The organism is Burkholderia sp. LMU1-1-1.1 (genome assembly GCF_040675865.1).
Taxonomy (GTDB): domain Bacteria; phylum Pseudomonadota; class Gammaproteobacteria; order Burkholderiales; family Burkholderiaceae_D; genus Rugamonas.
Genome location: NZ_JBEGHG010000001.1, coordinates 301,829 through 319,175, shown reverse-complemented (window position 1 = coordinate 319,175; position 17,347 = coordinate 301,829). Strand labels below are relative to the sequence as shown.

Annotated in this window: 19 protein-coding genes; 12 read left to right on the top strand and 7 right to left on the bottom strand. The window is 65.8% G+C overall.

Annotated features, from left to right (window positions below):
• Positions 1–40 precede the first annotated feature (40 nt).
• The gene (locus MRBLMU1_RS01250; RefSeq protein WP_363495816.1) at positions 41–445 is read left to right on the top strand and encodes a hypothetical protein; all 405 of its coding nucleotides are present in this window, start codon (positions 41–43) and stop codon (positions 443–445) included.
• On the opposite strand, the gene MRBLMU1_RS01245 is transcribed toward MRBLMU1_RS01250, so the two are convergent.
• Positions 442–1,359, bottom strand: a complete 918-nt coding sequence (locus tag MRBLMU1_RS01245; protein WP_363495814.1) for a LysR family transcriptional regulator — start codon at positions 1,357–1,359, stop codon at positions 442–444. The genes MRBLMU1_RS01250 and MRBLMU1_RS01245 overlap by 4 nt on opposite strands.
• A 93-nt stretch (positions 1,360–1,452) precedes the next feature.
• On the opposite strand from MRBLMU1_RS01245, the gene MRBLMU1_RS01240 reads away from it, so the two are divergent.
• Positions 1,453–2,460: an NAD(P)H-binding protein gene (locus MRBLMU1_RS01240; RefSeq protein WP_363495812.1), complete on the top strand. Its 1,008-nt coding sequence runs from the start codon at positions 1,453–1,455 to the stop codon at positions 2,458–2,460.
• Here MRBLMU1_RS01240 and MRBLMU1_RS01235 read toward each other — a convergent pair.
• Both MRBLMU1_RS01235 and MRBLMU1_RS01230 read right to left on the bottom strand, forming a co-directional pair.
• The gene (locus tag MRBLMU1_RS01235) at positions 2,439–3,491 is read right to left on the bottom strand and encodes a GGDEF domain-containing protein (protein ID WP_363495809.1); all 1,053 of its coding nucleotides are present in this window, start codon (positions 3,489–3,491) and stop codon (positions 2,439–2,441) included. The two genes, MRBLMU1_RS01240 and MRBLMU1_RS01235, sit on opposite strands and share 22 nt — an antisense overlap.
• Before the next feature lie 141 nt (positions 3,492–3,632).
• The gene (locus MRBLMU1_RS01230; protein ID WP_363495806.1) at positions 3,633–4,091 is read right to left on the bottom strand and encodes an Lrp/AsnC family transcriptional regulator; all 459 of its coding nucleotides are present in this window, start codon (positions 4,089–4,091) and stop codon (positions 3,633–3,635) included.
• A gap of 124 nt (positions 4,092–4,215) precedes the next feature.
• On the opposite strand from MRBLMU1_RS01230, the gene MRBLMU1_RS01225 reads away from it, so the two are divergent.
• Positions 4,216–4,488: a hypothetical protein gene (locus tag MRBLMU1_RS01225; protein ID WP_363495803.1), complete on the top strand. Its 273-nt coding sequence runs from the start codon at positions 4,216–4,218 to the stop codon at positions 4,486–4,488.
• Here MRBLMU1_RS01225 and MRBLMU1_RS01220 read toward each other — a convergent pair.
• Positions 4,469–5,758 (bottom strand): NCS2 family permease, encoded by a 1,290-nt coding sequence (locus tag MRBLMU1_RS01220; protein ID WP_363495800.1) that lies wholly within the window; start codon positions 5,756–5,758, stop codon positions 4,469–4,471. The genes MRBLMU1_RS01225 and MRBLMU1_RS01220 overlap by 20 nt on opposite strands.
• A gap of 241 nt (positions 5,759–5,999) precedes the next feature.
• Between MRBLMU1_RS01220 and MRBLMU1_RS01215 the strand changes: the two genes are divergently transcribed.
• Positions 6,000–6,968: an MBL fold metallo-hydrolase gene (locus MRBLMU1_RS01215; RefSeq protein ID WP_363495797.1), complete on the top strand. Its 969-nt coding sequence runs from the start codon at positions 6,000–6,002 to the stop codon at positions 6,966–6,968.
• 4 nt (positions 6,969–6,972) lie between these two features.
• On the opposite strand, the gene MRBLMU1_RS01210 is transcribed toward MRBLMU1_RS01215, so the two are convergent.
• Positions 6,973–9,339, bottom strand: a complete 2,367-nt coding sequence (locus MRBLMU1_RS01210; protein WP_363495794.1) for a diguanylate cyclase domain-containing protein — start codon at positions 9,337–9,339, stop codon at positions 6,973–6,975.
• A 136-nt stretch (positions 9,340–9,475) separates the two neighbouring features.
• Here MRBLMU1_RS01210 and MRBLMU1_RS01205 point away from each other — a divergent pair, with 136 nt between their 5' ends.
• The 5 genes from MRBLMU1_RS01205 to MRBLMU1_RS01185 all read left to right on the top strand — a co-directional run bounded on the left by MRBLMU1_RS01205 (position 9,476) and on the right by MRBLMU1_RS01185 (position 13,597).
• The gene (locus MRBLMU1_RS01205; protein WP_363495791.1) at positions 9,476–10,132 is read left to right on the top strand and encodes an HAD family hydrolase; all 657 of its coding nucleotides are present in this window, start codon (positions 9,476–9,478) and stop codon (positions 10,130–10,132) included.
• A gap of 106 nt (positions 10,133–10,238) precedes the next feature.
• Positions 10,239–10,454, top strand: coding sequence for a hypothetical protein (locus MRBLMU1_RS01200; protein ID WP_363495788.1), 216 nt, complete (start codon positions 10,239–10,241; stop codon positions 10,452–10,454).
• A gap of 204 nt (positions 10,455–10,658) precedes the next feature.
• Positions 10,659–11,495, top strand: a complete 837-nt coding sequence (locus tag MRBLMU1_RS01195; RefSeq protein WP_363495785.1) for a DNA/RNA non-specific endonuclease — start codon at positions 10,659–10,661, stop codon at positions 11,493–11,495.
• Entirely contained in the window at positions 11,483–11,743 is a 261-nt protein-coding gene (locus tag MRBLMU1_RS01190; protein WP_363495782.1) for a hypothetical protein, read from the top strand. The genes MRBLMU1_RS01195 and MRBLMU1_RS01190 overlap by 13 nt, the downstream gene beginning before the upstream one ends.
• 150 nt (positions 11,744–11,893) lie before the next feature.
• Positions 11,894–13,597, top strand: a complete 1,704-nt coding sequence (locus tag MRBLMU1_RS01185; protein ID WP_363495779.1) for a DUF4214 domain-containing protein — start codon at positions 11,894–11,896, stop codon at positions 13,595–13,597.
• Here the strand turns inward: MRBLMU1_RS01185 and MRBLMU1_RS01180 are convergent.
• Both MRBLMU1_RS01180 and MRBLMU1_RS01175 read right to left on the bottom strand, forming a co-directional pair.
• The gene (locus MRBLMU1_RS01180) at positions 13,584–14,600 is read right to left on the bottom strand and encodes a sensor domain-containing diguanylate cyclase (protein ID WP_363495776.1); all 1,017 of its coding nucleotides are present in this window, start codon (positions 14,598–14,600) and stop codon (positions 13,584–13,586) included. The genes MRBLMU1_RS01185 and MRBLMU1_RS01180 overlap by 14 nt on opposite strands.
• Before the next feature lie 62 nt (positions 14,601–14,662).
• Positions 14,663–15,556 (bottom strand): sensor histidine kinase, encoded by an 894-nt coding sequence (locus MRBLMU1_RS01175; RefSeq protein WP_363495773.1) that lies wholly within the window; start codon positions 15,554–15,556, stop codon positions 14,663–14,665.
• A 180-nt stretch (positions 15,557–15,736) separates the two neighbouring features.
• Here MRBLMU1_RS01175 and queE point away from each other — a divergent pair, with 180 nt between their 5' ends.
• The 3 genes from queE to tadA are packed head-to-tail and all read left to right on the top strand — an operon-like array spanning position 15,737 to position 17,344.
• Positions 15,737–16,372 carry a 7-carboxy-7-deazaguanine synthase gene (gene queE / locus MRBLMU1_RS01170; RefSeq protein ID WP_363495770.1) on the top strand — a complete coding sequence of 212 codons (636 nt, stop codon included), beginning with the start codon at positions 15,737–15,739 and terminating at the stop codon, positions 16,370–16,372.
• An 11-nt stretch (positions 16,373–16,383) separates the two neighbouring features.
• On the top strand, positions 16,384–16,830 hold the full coding sequence (gene queD, locus MRBLMU1_RS01165) for a 6-carboxytetrahydropterin synthase QueD (RefSeq protein ID WP_363495767.1): 447 nt from the start codon (positions 16,384–16,386) through the stop codon (positions 16,828–16,830).
• A complete protein-coding gene (tadA, locus tag MRBLMU1_RS01160) occupies positions 16,823–17,344 on the top strand; it encodes a tRNA adenosine(34) deaminase TadA (RefSeq protein ID WP_363495764.1) in 522 nt (173 codons plus the stop codon). The genes queD and tadA overlap by 8 nt, the downstream gene beginning before the upstream one ends.
• Positions 17,345–17,347 lie beyond the last annotated feature (3 nt).

Below are 17,347 nucleotides of genomic sequence, written 5' to 3'. Positions count from 1 at the left end.
CAGGGGATCATTGCCCCATTGGCTGAACGGGGTAACGATCATGAAGACATCACTGAAATTAACAAAAATGCTGCTGTGCGCCGGACTGTTGGCGGCCACCGCCTCCGCCAGCTCGCTGGCCAGCGCCGGCATCAACCGCTGCATCGATTCCCGGGGCGAGGTGCTGCTGACCGATACCGATTGCCCGCAGGGCAGCCGCGTCGCCAACGACGACGCCGGCGTCAGCGACACCGGCGCCGATGGCATCATCATCAACACTGGCGCGGAGCGCATCGCGCCAGCCATTCAGAGCGGCGCCAGTCTGCCGCGCAGCCGCTGGGCGGATCTGCCACGCCCCTTGATGCGCAAAACCGGCGGCACCGATGCCGTGACCTTGCAGGCCGCTCGCGGCATGCTGCAGATGCAGGACGAGTTGCGCCGCCAGGGCCGCGTGGCGTCGCGCTAGTCGGCGTCGCCCCGGCCGTTCGCGTAGCCGGTCAAACCTTCGGCGAGCGCCGCGAAAGCGGCGGCGCAGGCGGGGTTGGCGCGCAGGTTTTCATGCATCGCCAGCCAGGTCTCCAGCGGGATGCTCAATAGATCGGGCAGTACCCGCACCAGCGACGGATCGCGGCCCGCCAGCCGCACCTGGCAGATACCGATGCCGAGCCCGGCGCGGATCGCCGCCAGATGCACCAAATCGCTGTCGCTTCGCAGCGCGTAGACAGTGGCGTCCAGTGCCGCCAGCTTGGGCCGCAGCGTGCGGGTGAAGGCGTTGTCCGTGCCGATGCCGATCAACGCATGCCCATCCATCTCCTTCCAGCTACGCGGCATGCCATGCTGCTCCAGATAATCCCGTCTCGCGTGAAATCCCAGTTCGATATCGCCGATGCGCTGCGCGATCAGCACATTCTGTTGCGGACGCTGCATGCGCACGGCGATGTCGGCGTCGCGCTTTAACAGATCCTCGATGCGGTTGGAGATCGACAGTTCGATCGCGATGCCGGGATGGCTGTCCCTCAAGCGCGCCAGGATCGGCGGCAGCACTTCCACGCCGACCACTTCACTGGCGGTGACGCGCACCGTTCCGTGTATTGTCCCGGCGCCGCGCCCCAATGACGACGCGGCACGCAGCAGGGAGGTGGAGGCCGAGGCCAGCGCCTCGGCATGCGACCGCAGCACGCGGGCGTCGTCGGTGGCGATCAGGCCCGCCTGCGAACGGGTGAACAGCGATAAGCCGAGCGCCTGCTCGAGCGACTCGATATGCCTGCCGACGGTGGGCTGGGTCAGGCCTAGCGCGCGCGCCGCGCCGGACAGCGAGCCATCGCGCATCACTGCAAGGAAAGAGCGGTACAAATCCCAATTCGGTTCGCTGATAGTCATACGAAATTGTATAGCGGCTATTCGTCTTTCGGTAATTTTCTTTTAATGCGATCCGGCCCACACTGACTCCATCGATATTCAATGGAGAATGGCATGGAACGGAAAAACACCGCGCTGGTACTGGGCGCCACGGGCGGCATCGGCGGCGAGGTCGCACGCCTGCTCGTGGCGCGCGGCTGGAAGGTCAGGGCGCTGCACCGGGCGCCGGAGCGGGCGGCCGTCGGCGGCGACGGCATTGAATGGGTGTCCGGCGACGCGATGGAACGCGACGATGTCGTCGGCGCGGCGAAGGACGCGGCGCTGATCGTCCATGCGGTCAATCCGCCCGGTTACCGCGACTGGGGCGCGCTGGTGCTGCCCATGATAGACAATACCATCGCCGCCGCCCGCGCCGGCGGGGCGCGTGTCCTGCTGCCAGGGACCATCTACAACTACGGTCCCGATGCCTTTCCCCACGTGCGCGAGGACTCGCCGCAGCATCCCGTCACGCGCAAAGGCGCGATCCGCGTCGAGCTGGAGGCGCGCCTGAAGGCCGCCGCCGACGACGGCGTGCGCACCTTGATCGTGCGCGCCGGCGACTTCTTCGGCCCCAGGGCGGGAAACAGCTGGCTGTCGCAGGGCTTGATCAAGCCGGGCAAACCGGTGACGGCGATCAGCAATCCTTCCAGTCCGGGCGTCGGCCATCAGTGGGCGTATCTGCCCGACGTGGCCGAGACGATGGTGCTGCTGGTGGAGAAGGGCGACGCGCTGCCGGCCTTCGCGACCTATCAGATGGAAGGACATTGGGACCCGGACGGCACGCGGATCGCCGCCGCCATCGCGCGCGCAGCCGGCAAGCCGGAACTGAAAGCGGGCGCTTTCCCGTGGTGGCTGCTGCTCCTGGGCTCGCCTTTCGTGCCGGTGTTCCGCGAGCTGCGCGAAATGCGTTATCTGTGGCGCCAGCCGGTGAGGATGTCGAACGCGCTGCTGTGTTCCGTGCTGGGCGGCGAGCCGCACACCCCGCTCGATACGGCGATGCGGGCGACTCTGATTGGATTGGGCTGTCTGGAGGACGCGGAACAGGACGGGCCGGACCGGCGTCAGGCGGCCGCCTCGCGTTGATCGTCGGCCACCACGTAGCGGTTTTTACCGGCGTGCTTAGCCGAGTACAGCGCCCGGTCGGCATGACGGTAGCTCACCGAGAGGTCGGCCCGTTTGTCGAATTCGGCGATGCCGATGCTGATCGTGCGCGCCGGCACGCAGGCCGCCCGTACTTCGTCCAGCAGGCGCCCGGCGAACACGCACGCCTCGGCGAGGTCGCCGTGGAAGACGACGCCGAACTCCTCGCCGCCCAACCGTCCGCACAGGTGCCTGGCGGACAGCCTGCCGATGACGGCGGCGGTCCTTTTCAGCACTTCGTCGCCGGCGTCGTGGCCGAGTGTGTCGTTGATTTTCTTGAAGTCGTCGATGTCGATCATCAGGAAGTGCAGCGGACCGTCCGTTTGCTGGGCCGCGCGGGCGTCGAGGGTGAACTTGCGGCGGTTGTTCAAGCCGGTGACGCTGTCCTTGAAGGCGAGGACCGTCAATTCCTTGCTGGCGCGGAAATTACCAACGCGCAGGGTCAGGAAAAAAATGTTGAGATAGACGCCGATGCACAGGCTGCCGCCGACGGCGACCAGCGCCAGGTTGAAGTCGAGCTGTCCAGGCTGTCCCGGGAAATTGCCGGCGCCGAGGACGAGCCAGATGACGATGACGGTGGCGACGTAGTTGATCAGCCCGCTAAACACCGGCGCCGAGGCCAGCGCCATGGCGATGCCGATCGGCAGTACCCAGAACACCGGGTGCTCGGTTTGGTCCAGGAACAGCCGGAAGGCGACGGCGGTGGTCACGGCCCCGAGCACGCCGCTGACGATCAACTGGCGCAGCGAGCGCGCGCGCATGGTCATGAACAGGCTGGTCAGGATGCCGGGCGCGCCCAGCAGTACCCTCAGGTGGCCGTCGCCGTTCGAGCCGAACAGCAACGTGATGGCGCACAGCCAGGCGATCAGGCCGAAGGCCTGGGTCAGGATGACGACGGGACGGCCTTCGACAAAAAATTGCCGTTGTTGTTCCGGGTCGCCGATGAAATAAGAGTAGGCAAAAAGTTTTCGCATGCACATTCACATATAATTTCCGGAGAGTATAAATCTTGTGATCCGGAAAAAATAGTAATTCCCATGTAAATATCGGTGAAATCACAGAAGTTGCCATACTTTATCAACAGTTCCTGCCGCGCAACTGTGTCGGCCGCAGCGTCACGGGGCGACGGAATAGGTGCGTTTCAGGCAGCGCAGCACGAAGGTCGAGCGGCTGTGGCGCAGCCCCGGCAGCTTGTACAATTTGCGGCGCAGGAACTCCTCGTAGCCCGCCGTCCCCGCCACCGCCACCTTGATCAGGTAGTCGTACTCGCCCGTCAGCAGATAGGCTTCCATCACTTCCGGCAATTCGGCCAGCGCCTGGCCGAACTTGTCGAAAATGTCGTCGTCGTGGCGGTCCAGCGTGACCTCGATGATGACGGTGTCCGGATAGCCCAACGCCGTCTGGCTCAGCAGAGCCGTGTAGCCCTCGATCATGCCGCTTTCCTCCAGCGCGCGCACGCGGTTCCAGCACGGCGTGGTTGACAGGCCGACCTTCTCGGCCAGTTTGGTATTGCTCACGCGGCCATCCTGGCGCAGTTCGCGCAAGATGCGGCGATCAATCTCGTCGATTTCCATGTTTCGTCCCGGGTAGATGAATGTTCCAGCGATTCTACAGCTGGCGGGAGAATCTTCTGGAAATTTGGCTAAATCGTGTAAATTCAGGAAGCCTATTTTGCCCGGTCGGGGATATTCTGATGGCATGAATACCACACAGAAAAACTATCGTTTTTGCATCGAGCCGGATGCGCCCATCGCCACCCTGGAGGCGGCGCTGGCCGTCGTGCGCCGCCTCGGCATCGAGCTGCGCGGGCTACGCACGACCGCCGGCGCCCACGGGCTGGAGGTGCACCTGCGCTTGGCCGCGCCGGAGGAGGACCCGCTGGTGCTGTGCCGCATGCGCCTGCACAACGTCATCGGCGTCCAGGCCATCCGCGAGCTGCCGCCGTCCCCGTCTACGTCAGGCTGTATTTAGTCAGGAAAACGATGGCGATGATCCAGACCACCGGCTTGACCTGGCGCGCCTGGCCGGTCAGCAACTTGAGGCCGGCGTAGGTGATGAAGCCGAAGGCGATGCCGTGGGCGATCGAGTAGGTGAACGGGATCGCCAGCGCGGTGATCGCCGCCGGCACGCTTTCCGTGGTGTCGCTCCAGTCGACGTCGACCAGGTCGCGCAGCATCAGGCAGGCGACGAACAGCAGCGCCGGCGCGGTGGCGTAGGCCGGCACGACGCCGGCGATCGGCGCGAAGAACAGCGCTGCCAGGAACAGCAGCGCCACCACCAGCGCCGTCAGGCCGGTGCGGCCGCCGGCCTGCACGCCGGCGGCGCTTTCCAGATACGCGGTGGTGCTCGAGGTGCCCAGCACGGAGCCGGCGACGATGGCGCAGCTGTCTGCCAGCAGCGCCTTGTTCAGGCGTTCCATCTTGCCGTTGACCAGCAGGCCGGCGCGGCTGGCCACGCCCATCAGGGTGCCGGTGGCGTCGAACAGCTCCACCAGGAAGAACACCAGCACGACGTTGAACAACCCCATGGAGATGGCGCCCGCCAGGTCCAGGTGGAACAAGGTCGGCGAGATCGACGGTGGCAGCGACATGATGCCCTTGAACGTGTTGCCGCCGAAGAAAAAGCTCAGCGCGGTGACGGCGGCGATGCCGATCAGCAGCGCGCCCGGCACGCGCAGGCGGTCCAGGGTGACGATCAGCAGGAAGCCGAAGATGGCCATCAAGGTGTGCGGATTGTGCATGTCGCCGACGCTGACCAGCGTCTCCGGATTGGCCACCACCAGGCCGGCGCTTTTCATCGCGATCAGCGCCAGGAACAAGCCCAGGCCGACGGTGATGGCGACCCGCAGCGAGCGCGGGATGCCGTTGACGATATGCTCGCGCACCTTGAACACGCTGACGACGATGAACAGGCAGCCGGAGATGAACACCGCGCCGAGCGCCGTTTGCCACGGCACGCCCATGCCGAGCACCACCGCGTAGGCGAAGTAGGCGTTCAGGCCCATGCCGGGCGCCATGCCGATCGGGTAGTTGGCGTACAGGCCCATGATCAGCGTGCCCAGCGCGGCGGCGAGGCAGGTGGCGACGAACACCGCGTCCTTCGGCAACCCGGCGTCGCCGAGGATGGCGGGGTTGACGAAGATGATGTAGGCCATCGTCAGGAAGGTGGTGAGGCCGGCGATAACCTCGGTGCGGATGGTCGTGCCGTGCTCGGCGAGCTGGAAGAATTGGTTGAGTGACATGGCGAGTGGGTGTCCGTATTGCTGCTGTCTTGACGCCGAGGCGCGGAGAGGGCGAAGAATAGCACGGACCCGGCACGGCCCCGGGCATCGCATATTGCATTGCATAATATACACAGAGGTGTCAAAATGCAAAATCTGCTGCCTGTTTGGCACCACTAGTTGCTTCACCGTCACGGCGCCTTCCTTGAATCCGGCCTCTGTCACCTGTACGGGAATATCGCACCACCATGGAATTCGCTTCATGAAAGCCCGTATCTGGGGCGCGCGCGGCTCGTTGCCGGTGGCGCTGAACCACAAGCACATCCGCGCCAAGCTGGTCGCCGCGCTGGAAGGGGCGATCGGCCGCGATCTCGACACGCCCGGGAAGGTGGCGTCCTACGTCGACAACGAGCTCGATTTCGACGTGCGCGGCACCTACGGCGGCAATTCCAGCTGCGTCGAGGTCGAGGCCTGGGACCCGGCGGCCACGAGCGACCACATCATCCTCGACCTGGGTTCGGGCGCGCGGCCGCTGGCCGGCGCCAAGCTGGCCCGCTACGGCCCCGCCAATCCGCAGACCTACCATGTGTTCATGTCCCATCTTCACTGGGACCACATCATGGGCTTTCCGTTCTTTACGCCGGCGTATATCCCGGGCAACCGGATCATTATCTACGGCTGCCACGCCGAGCTGGAGGCGGCCTTCCGGCGCCAGCAGGACCCGATCAGTTTTCCGGTCGGATTCGACCAGCTGGCGGCCACCATCGAGTTCGTGCGCATGGAGCCGGGCGTGCCGGTGATGGTCAAGGACGTGACGGTGACCGCCAAGCGCCAGCTGCACCACGGCGATTCGTATGGCTACCGGCTGGAGCGGGGCGGGCTGGCCATGGTCTACAGCACCGACTCCGAGCACAAGCTCGACGACGCCGCCGGACGCGCGGCGTTCGTGGAATTCTTCCGCGACGCCGACCTGGTGATCTTCGACGCCATGTATTCGCTGGCCGAATGCGTGTCGGCTAAGGCCGATTGGGGCCATTCGAGCGGCGCGGTGGGCGTGGAGCTGTGCCGGCTGGCCGGCGTGCGCACGCTGTGCCTGTTCCACCACGAGCCGGTCTACGACGACGCCCGCATCTCCCGCGTGCTGGCCGAAACGCGCCGGTACGCCGCCGCAACCGGCGAGACGCCGCTGGAGGTGGTGTCGGCCTACGACGGCATGGAGATCGACCTGTAGGGATTCAATCGGCGACCGCGTAGCCGTCGCGGCCGTTGTGCTTGGCCGCGTACAGCGCGCTGTCGGCGCGCGCCACCAGTTCGGCGGCCGATTCGCCCTCGCCATTGTGCAGCGCCAGGCCGATGCTGGTGGTGACCGCCAGTTCCGCGTCCGCCACGGCGAACGGCCGCCGGACCGCCTCGACGATCTTGAGCGCCATGCGCGCCGCCTCCCCGACGTGCGCCACCTGTTCGAAGATGATGATGAATTCGTCGCCGGCGACGCGGGCCACGCTGTCCGAGGCGCGCACGTTGGCCGTCAGGCGCGCGGCGAACTCCTTGAGCACGGCGTCGCCGGCGCCGTGGCCGCGCGTGTCGTTGATGGCCTTGAAGTGGTCGATGTCCAGGTAGGCCAGCGCCAGCGGCATGCGATTGCGCTTGGCGCGCACGATCGCCAGCTGCAGGATCTCCTCGAACATGCGGCGGTTGGCGATGCCGGTGAGCGTGTCGATGCGCGCCAGCTGCGTCAGGCGCTGCTCGATTTCCTTCATGCGCGTGGTGTCGTGGGTCAGCGAATAGATGCCGATGACGGTGCCGTCGGCGCCCAGCTCCGGCACGAAGGTGGTTTCGAGTGCGTGTTCGCCGCCGTCGATCCTGGCGGTGTGCTCGTAGGTGGCGTTGTGGCCCTGGTAGGCGCGGTCCAGGTGCGGTTGCGCCAGCGCGTACTGGGTGTTGCCGATGCCGTTGACCAGGTGGTGGCCGATCATCTTCACCGGGTCCATGCCGAACCAGTGCAGGAAGGTGGCGTTGAGGAACTGGAAGGTGCGCGCGTGGTCCAGGTAGGAGATCAGCACCGGCAGGTTGTCGGCCAGGGTGCGCAGGCGCTTTTCGCTGGCGGCGATCTGGCGCTCGTAGGCCACCCGCCCGGTGATGTCGTGCAGGAAGGCGGTGGCGTAGTAGGCGCCTTCGTGGCGCAGCGCGCCGAGCGACAGTTCGACCGGCACCTCGCTGCCGTCCTTGTGCAGCGCCGCCACCCGTACCCGCGAGTTGATCAGCCGTCCGGCATGGCCGTCGGCGAAGCTGCGCATGCCGGCGCCGTGCTTGCCGCGCAGTTCGGGCGGGACGATCAGCTCGGCGATGTCGCGGCCGATCGCCTCCTCGCGCGTCCAGCCGAAACTGCGCTCGGCGGCGGCGTTCCATTTGGTGATGATGCCGGTGGCCTCGCAGCTGACGAAGGCGTCCGGGGCGCGGTCGAGGATGCTGCTGATGAGCGCCTCGCTGTCGCGGATGGCCGCCTGCGCGGCCTCGCGTTCGGCCATCAGTTCGTGGAAGGCCACGCTCAGCGCGCCGATCTCGTCGGCGCGCCCGCGCTGCAGCACGCCGATGTCGGCGCGCCCGCCGCGGATGTCGTCGATGTGGCCGCGCAGGCGGCCCAGCGGACGCAACATCCACTGCACCGCGATCCACGCCATCAGCCCGGCCAGGGCGGCGAAGGCGGCGGCGCCCAGCATGGCCTTGTGGCGCATGGCGATCATCGGCGCGAACGCCTCCTCGACCGGGAAGCGCGCGCCGATGATCCAGTCGGTGGCGCGCAGCCGCTTGAACGAGTAGATGCCGGCCACGCCGTCGCGGCCCTTGGTTTCGGTCCAGCCCTCGAAGCCGGTCAGCGCCAGCGCGGTCGCGCTGCTATGGCCGGCGCGCTCGTCGACCCGCTTGAGCAGCATGCCGGGGTCGGGGTGGTGCAGCACCACGCCGTCGGCGGTCATCATGTACGTGTAGCCGGTCTTGCCCGGCTTTTGCGCGGCCACCTGCTCGGTGAACGATGGACTGCTCAGGTCGATGCTGCCGCACAGCAGCATGAGCGCGCGGCCGCCGGCGTCGAGTACCGGGTGGACGATCATGATCGCCGGACGGCCCGTCAGGATGCTTTTGAACGGCGGCGACACGACCGGCTTGCCGGCCGCCAGCGCGCGCTCGAACCAGGTGTGCGCGGCCCGGCCGGGATCGAGCGCCGAGACGCCGCCGCCGTCGCCGCCGGTGTTGAGCAGCGCGCCTTGCCGGTTGTAGATGTGCAGGTTGAGGAAGCGCGCGCGCGCCACCGGATGGCGGGCCACGAACGCCTGCATCGCCGCCGGGCTGGCGCCGTCGCTTTCGGCGACGGTGTCGGCCAGGCTGGCCAGCAGCACCTTCCTGGCGGTGAACTGGGCGTCGACCTGGGCGGCGGCCGACGACAGCAGCGCGTATTGCTGGTCGCCGATCACGCTTTTCATGTCGCGTTCGGCGAGCACCAGCGCCACCCAGGCCACCGTCATCGTGGCCGCCAGGACCAGCATCACGACGACCCCGGTCATGCGGAACTTGAGGCTGCGCGGAAGTCGTGCGAAAACGGCCATGTCGCTCTTCGAGTATTCGGTGGAAACAAGTATTGCATACCCTGACAGGCAAGACCAGCGGTTACAATCCGCTGCCACGGGCCGGGGCGGCGGCGGGCCGCCGGCCGCTCGCCGGCCTTTACAAGGAATACGTAATATGCTGCAAGCAATTTTGTGGGACAACGACGGCGTGCTGGTCGATACCGAGCGGCTGTTTTACGAAGCCAACCGGGATTTGTTCAGGCCGCTTGGCCTGGAGCTCACCGAGCAGCACTTCTTCGACTGGTACCTGGCCGACAACCGCGGCGCCTGGCATTTGCTGGAGCCGGCCCTGAGCGCGGCGCGGATGGAGGAGCGGCGCGCGCACCGCAACCGCGTCTACGCGCTGCGGCTGGCCTCGGAGCACATTCCGGCCATCGCCGGCGTGGCCGAGGTGCTGGCCAGCCTGGCGCCGCGCGTGCGCATGGCCGTCGTCACCAGTTCGATCCGCGATCACTTCGATATCATCCACGGGCGTTTGCCGCTGCGGCGGCACTTCGAGTTCGTGCTCACGCACGAATCCTACGCCAACAGCAAACCGGCGCCGGACCCTTATCTGCTGGGCCTGGAGCGGCTGGGCGTGGCGGCGGCCGACGCGCTGGTGGTCGAGGATTCGCCGCGCGGCCTGCGGGCGGCGATGGCGGCCGGCATCCGCTGCGTCATCCTGCGCAACGCGCTCACGCGCGGCTACGATTTTCCCGGCGCGTACCGGGTGGTCGACACGATGGCCGAGCTGCTCGCGGAAATCGAGTTGCTGTTGTCGGTGGAAAACTGACAAGCGAAACAGCGATTGCGGCGTAGCAGCCGTGCGACATCGCCGACGCGCTTTCAGTAGCATGGGTCGCGTAGAAGCCGAACATGTTCTAAGAGAGGAGTCCATCATGCCACGAGGAGCAAGCCCCAAGCGCGAGCACGAGTACAAGGAGCTGGAACATCAATTCGAACAGGAGGGACGCTACCCCGGCCGCGAGGAGGAGGTGGCGGCCCGGATCGTCAACAAGCAGCGGGCCGAAGCCGGCGAGACCAAGCAGCCGCCCGGCCGCACCGGCACCGGCCACCGCCGGCGCAACACCACGCGCCGCAACAAGCCGTCCTGAATTTTTGATCTTTCGTTGTCATAATTTCACCCAGGCCACGAAAAACAATGTAAAATGACAAGCAGTGTTGTAGCTATTGAAATATAAAACAAGGCCTCTGGTAGGGCGGATGTTTTGAAAGGGTCGAATCCTGACGGGTTCGGCCCTTTTTGTTTGGCGCGCGCTCCGCTAGAATGCCGCCTCCAAAATCTGCCCCAGGGAAATATGAATTTGTTTCAACGAAGCGTGGCCGCGACGGCCATCGCTTGCGGCCTGCTCGCCGCGTCGGGCCTGTCTTCCGTCGCGCTGGCCTTCGAGGCCCGCGCTCTTCAAACCCGCTGTCCGGCCCACTATGTCGACGGCCGCCTGCCGCAGATCGCCAACCGCAAGCTGGGCGCCGCCACCACCGAGCTGTGTTACGGTGTGTTTGGCGTCATGCATTCCGGGGTGACGCGCACGCCGCTGTGGTCGGCCGAGCACTTGACCGCCGACCATATCGCCGCCGCCAAAGATCTATCGCGCGAGGACAGCTTCCACGCCGAAAAGCGCTTGCCGCCCGGGGCCCGCGCCGAGCTGGACGACTATGCCCGCAGCGGCTACGACCGCGGCCACATGGCGCCCAACGGCGACATGCCGGACCGGCGCACCCAGCACGAGAGCTTCACGCTGGCCAACATGGTGCCGCAGGACGCCGAGAACAACCGCCACCTGTGGGCCGGCATCGAGGCCGTGGTGCGCAAGCAGGCGCAGAAGGAGGGCGAGCTGTACGTCATCACCGGTCCGGCCTTCATCGGCCGCGACCTGCAAAAAATCGGCAATGTGCTGGTGCCTACGCATTTGTATAAACTGGTCTACAGCCCGCGCCAGCGGGCCGGCGCCGCCTTCTTCGTCGAAAACCGGGCGGATGCGGACTACCAGATGCTCAGCGTCGCCGAACTGGAAAGCAGGATCGGCATCGATCTGCTACCGTCGTTGTCGGCGGAGCGCAAGCAGGAGCTGCTGCGGCTGCCCAATGTGCGGCAGCGCAAAGGCAAGGAGAGGAGCAGGCAATGGGCCAATTAAGCAATAAATTCGTTCCCTATGCGAACGAGTCGGATGTGTTGAATGTCGGCCGCCTGGCCATCGAAAACCGGGTCGACCGTGTCACCCTCAGTGGCGATGTCGACCTGACCGCCGATCAGGCTGGCCTGGCCGACGCGCGCTTGCTGCATCAGCTGCTGGGCGATATCGTGGCGCGCCTGGAGGCCATGGCCTTGCCGGCCGCGTTGCCAGTGCCGTCGCGCCGTACGGTGGCCAACCCGTTCGATTGAGCGCGGCGCGCGATCAAAACCGCCGACGCCACCCTAAGTTTTTTGCAACATTCAACGATTTTCGCGCCAAAACCAGGCGCCGGGGCCGCCAATTTGCGCGCAAGGTGTTACTATTAGGCAATTATAACTGACGCTTGCTCAATCATGGCCATGACCACAGGAATTAACGCGATCGACGCGCTGCTGCACAGCAGCTGGGCGACCACCCCCGATACGGCCGTTGCGCTGACCTACAGTTTCCTGACCGCCCCGCCGGCCGACGCCAGCACCGACGACGCGAAGGGATTCAAGCCCATGAACGCGGCCCAGCAGGCGGCGGTCAAGGTGGCGCTGGGCACTTGGGCCGCTGTGGCGAATGTCACCTTCACCCAAGTGGGCTCGGGCGGGGACATCCAGGTCGGCACCAACAACCAGGGCGATGAAAGCGGCGCCTACGCCTATCTGCCCACCGGCTGGGGTTCGACGTATATGTACACCAACAACCAGGACAGCTATAACAACAGCTTTGCCGATGGCGACTACGGCCGCGCGGTGCTGATCCACGAATTCGGCCATACGCTGGGATTAAAGCACCCGGGCGACTACGATTCGACCGGTAACGAGGTGGATGGTCCGTTCCTGTCCGCCGAAACCGACAGCATGGACTATACAGTGATGTCGTATAACACCGGTGAAGGTTTTAGGCTCAACGGCAACTACGGCATCACGCCTATGATGTTTGACATCCTGGCGATCCAGTATATGTACGGCGCCAACATGACGTATCACACTGGCGCCGACACCTACCGCTTTGGCACCGACGCGGCGCTGCAATGCATCTGGGACGCTGGCGGCACGGACACGCTGGACTTGTCGGCCTGCACCGGCTACACCGTCGTCAACCTGAACGAGTTCGGCTTTAGCTCGACCGCGTCGGGCTACTACAATATTTCGATCGCCGCTGGCGTGACGATCGAACGCGCGATCGCCGGCAGCGGCGGCTCCCTCATTGTCGGCAACGATGCAGGCAACGTCATCATGGGCGGCGCCGGCAGCGACTGGGTTTCCCAGGGCAAGGGAAGCGATACGATCAGCGGTGGCGGCGGTTCGGACACCGTAGCGTACAACATGCGTTTTGGCGACTATGCGCTCTCCGGTACCAAACCGGCATTGACGGTGACGGGCGAGGGCGTTGATATCCTCAATCAGATTTCCAAGCTGAGTTTCTCGGACCGGGCCGTGGACCTGTCCAGTTATGGCACGTTCCACGGCGCCACCGCCGGCGCCGATGCGTTCATCGCCGGCATCGGCAGCGAGCTGTTCTCAGGCGGCGCGGGCACCGATACCATCGCCTACAATGGCGCCCGCAGCAATTTTACCGTCAGCGGCAGCGGCGGCTCGTTCACCGTGAGCGACAAAACCGGCGCCGGCGGCGTCGATCTGGTCGGTGGCGTCGAGCGGCTGTTCTTTTCCGACGGCAGCGGCGTCGCGCTCGATATCGACGGCTTCGCGGGCAAGACCTATCGCATGTACCAGGCCGCCTTCAACCGAACGCCGGACACGGGCGGTGTCGGTTTCTGGCTCGGTGCGTTGGACAGGGGCCTGAGCCTGGGCAGCATGGCCCAGTACTTCCTCGACAGCCCGGAGAGCGCGAGGACCTACGGCGCGCTGGATAACACGCAGTTTGTGACCTTGATGTACGCTAACGTGCTGCATCGTTTGCCGGATGCGCAAGGCCTCGATTTCTATCTGCACGCTTTGGCGGACGGGTCATTCACCCGCGCGCAGGTGCTGGGTGGCTTTTCGGAATCGCCGGAAAACCAGGCCGCCGTAGTCGGCATGATCACGAACGGCGTCGAGTTCACGATCGTTTAAGCGCGTCGACGATGGCCGCCGCCAGATCGCCGTCCGCCGTTGGCAGGCTGATGCGGTTGCGGCCCATGTGCTTGGCGCGGTAGAGCGCCGAGTCGGCCGCCGCGACCAGCTGGCTCGAATCGTTGTCCGGCGCCGCCAGCGCGGTGGCCGCGCCGATGCTCACCGTCACCACGTGGCCCAGGTTGGGCATGTGCAGCTGCTCGACGCGGCAGCGGATGCGCTCGGCCACGATGGCCGCGCCCTTGAGCGACTGGTTGGGCAGGATCACGGCGAACTCCTCGCCGCCGTAGCGCGCCACCAGGTCGTTGGTGCGCATCTCGCTGGCCACCGCCTTGGCGATGCGCTGCAGGCATTCGTCGCCGCCCAGGTGGCCGTAGGCGTCGTTGTATTGCTTGAAATTGTCGACGTCGACCATGAGCAGCGACAGCGGCTGCTGCTGGCGCAGCGCGCGCTGCCACTCGGCGTACAGCGTGTTGTCGAAACAGCGGCGGTTGGCCAGGCCGGTCAGGCCGTCGCGCGTGGCCAGCTGTTCCAGCGCCACCTGCGCGCATTTTTCGTCCGTCACGTCGCGCAAGGTCTCGACCACCGCCTGCAGCTTGCCGTCGCCATCGAGGATGGGGCTGGCGTCCGCCGCCAGGTAGCGGCGCCGGCCGATGCGCGGCATGTCGCACCAGTTTTCCGCGCGCAGGTTGCCGTCCGCGTCGGCGCGGCGCTGGCCGGACGTGCGCGACGGCTCGGCGCCGCGGCCCTGGAGCAACAGGTCGGCCAGGGTGGCGCGCTGTTCATGGTAAAAGCCGCGCCAGTGGTCGGTGGTGCCCAGCACTTCCCAGGCGTCGACCGCCGTCAGGCGCTCGCACGCGCGGTTCCAGATGATGACTTTGCCATGACAGTCGAGCACGAAGGTTGGAATGACCAGCAATTCCATCAATTTGAGCGCGAATCCGTGCGGCTGCTCCGGCTGCGGATATTCCATCACATGCTGAATCTTGGGCTTGCGGGTCATGACGGCGGCCTTTGGGGAATATGAGTACGGATAAGTCTGGATCAGGGGCGCGACGCGGCATGCTATTGCAGCGGAAACGACATCGTCAGCGCCGTGCCCATGCCGGGCGCGGTGGCGACATCGAAACGTCCGCCGGCCTCGGCGACCCGTTCCGCCATGCCGCGCAGGCCGTTGCCGCGCCGGGGCGCGGCCGGGGGCGCCGTGTGGGCCGCGGCGCGGGCCGGCGCCTGGACGGGCGCGCCGCCGGGGCCGATGGCGATGCCGACGCCGTTGTCGCGTACGGTCAGGCTCAGCCGGTCCTCGGCTCGGCTGATGCCGACCGAGACGTGCGACGCCTTGGCGTGGCGGGCGATATTGCTGAGCGATTCCTGCAAAATCCGGTAGATGACCTTGTCCATGCCACCATCGATGCGGCCGTCGGCGGCGATGGCCTCGGCGTCGAGCTGGCAGGCGATGCCGCTCAGGCGCGAGAACTGCGCCACCTGCTGCTCGACCGCGCCCCGCAGGCCGTCGCGCAGGCCCTCCGGCTGCAAATCGCGTACGATGGAGCGCATCGAGCGCAGCGTCATGGCGATCCGCTCGTCGACCTTGTGCAGCGCCTCCTTCAGCTCGGGGTGGCGCGCGGCCAGCGTGCCCAGTTCCAGGCTCATCGCCAGCAGATGCTGCCCCAGGTCGTCGTGCAGGTCGCGGGCGATGCGGCGGCGCTCGGCGTCGCGCAGCGATTGCTGGCTCTTGCTCAGATGGCAAACCTGGCGCCGGGTGTCGGTCAGCGCCTGCTCGGCCAGCGCGCGGCTGTCGCGCTCGTGCGATAGCCTGGCCTGCAGGCGCGCTTCGACGCGGGCGAAGGCGCTGCGTTGCCGCTGCTGTCGCCACAGCAACAGCAGGGCGAGCCAGACCAGCGCGCAGACGCCGGTGACGATGATATCGATCTGCATGACTTGCGGCGCGTAATTCATGGTGGTTCGTCCCCTGTGGTCGGGCGCCGGTGCACTTGGTTAGATGCATGAAGTCGGTCGCCACCCTGTGAAAATACCGTGGTTGCCGTACGGCAGCATTGTGCAAGGTCAACTTCCGCCGGAAACCGCAGGAAAGTGTCGCGTGGGATATAATTGAGGGTTGTCCAATCAGGAACTATCGTGACTTACAGCATCAAAGAGATCTTTTACACCCTGCAGGGCGAGGGCGCACACGCCGGGCGTCCGGCGGTATTTTGCCGTTTTTCCGGCTGTAACCTGTGGACCGGGCGCGAGAGCGACCGCGCCGCCGCCGTGTGCCAGTTCTGCGATACCGATTTCGTCGGCACCGACGGCGAAGGTGGCGGCAAGTTCAAGTCCCCGGAGGAACTGGCGGCGACGATCGCCGCGCTGTGGCCGGCCACTTATGCCGCCAGCAAGTATGTGGTGTTCACCGGCGGCGAACCGCTGTTGCAACTGGATGCGGCGCTGATCGCCGCCATGCACGCGGTCGGCTTCACGATCGCCATCGAAACCAACGGCACCTTGCCGGTGCCCGAAGGCGTCGACTGGATCTGCGTCAGCCCCAAGATGGGCTCGACCTTGGTGGTGACCAAGGGCAGCGAGATCAAGGTCGTGATTCCGCAGACCGGACAGGACCTGGCGGCCTACGAACAGCTCGACTTCGAGAATTTCTATGTCCAGGCGATGGACGGCCCGCTGGCCGAGTTCAACATCAAACTGGCGATCGAGACCTGCAAGCGCAATCCGAAATGGAAGCTGAGCCTGCAAACCCATAAACTTTTACAAATACCCTAAGAAAAGATGTCATGCTGACTATTACCCGCAAGCTGGAATTCGACGCCGGCCACCGCATCCCCGACCACAAAAGCCAGTGCCGCAACCTGCACGGCCACCGCTACACGCTGGAAATCACCCTGACCGGCAATATCATCACCGCCGAAGGCAATTCCGACAACGGCATGATCATGGATTTCTCCGACATCAAGGCCCTGGCGAAAGAGCACCTGGTCGATGTCTGGGACCACGCCTTCATCGTCTACGAGAAGGACGCGGCGGTGCGCGATTTCCTGGCCACCTTGCCCGGCCATAAAACCGTGGTCATCGACCGCATTCCGACGGTGGAGAACCTGGCCCATGTCGCCTTCGCCATCCTCAAGTCGGCCTACAAGGACCGCTACGGCACCGGTTTGCACCTGCACAAGCTGGTGTTGCACGAGACGCCCAACTGCTGGGCAGAGATCACCGATGCCTGACACGATGTCCGATGCGATGTCCGATGCGCCGTCCGGGCAGTTCATGCGGCAGGCGCTGGAACAGGCCAAGCACGCGTGGGATCTGGGCGAGGTGCCGGTCGGCGCCGTCGTCGTCAAGGACGGGGTGGTGATCGCGCGCGGCTACAACCAGCCGATCGGCAAGCACGATCCGACCGCGCACGCGGAAATCGTCGCCCTGCGCGCGGCCGCCGAGGTGCTGGGCAACTACCGGCTGCCCGGCTGCGAGCTGTATGTGACCCTGGAGCCGTGCGTGATGTGTTCGGGCGCGATGATGCACGCGCGTCTGGCCAAGGTGGTGTACGGCGCCACCGACCCGAAGACCGGCGCCTGCGGCTCGGTGGTCGATCTGTTCGGGCAGGAACAACTGAACCACCACACCGAGGTTAGCGGCGGAGTCATGGCCGAGGAGTGCGGCGCCATGCTCAAGAGCTTCTTCGCCGCCCGCCGCGCCGCGGCGGCGGCCGCCCGGCGTGGCGACGCCGCTGCCGAATAGGCC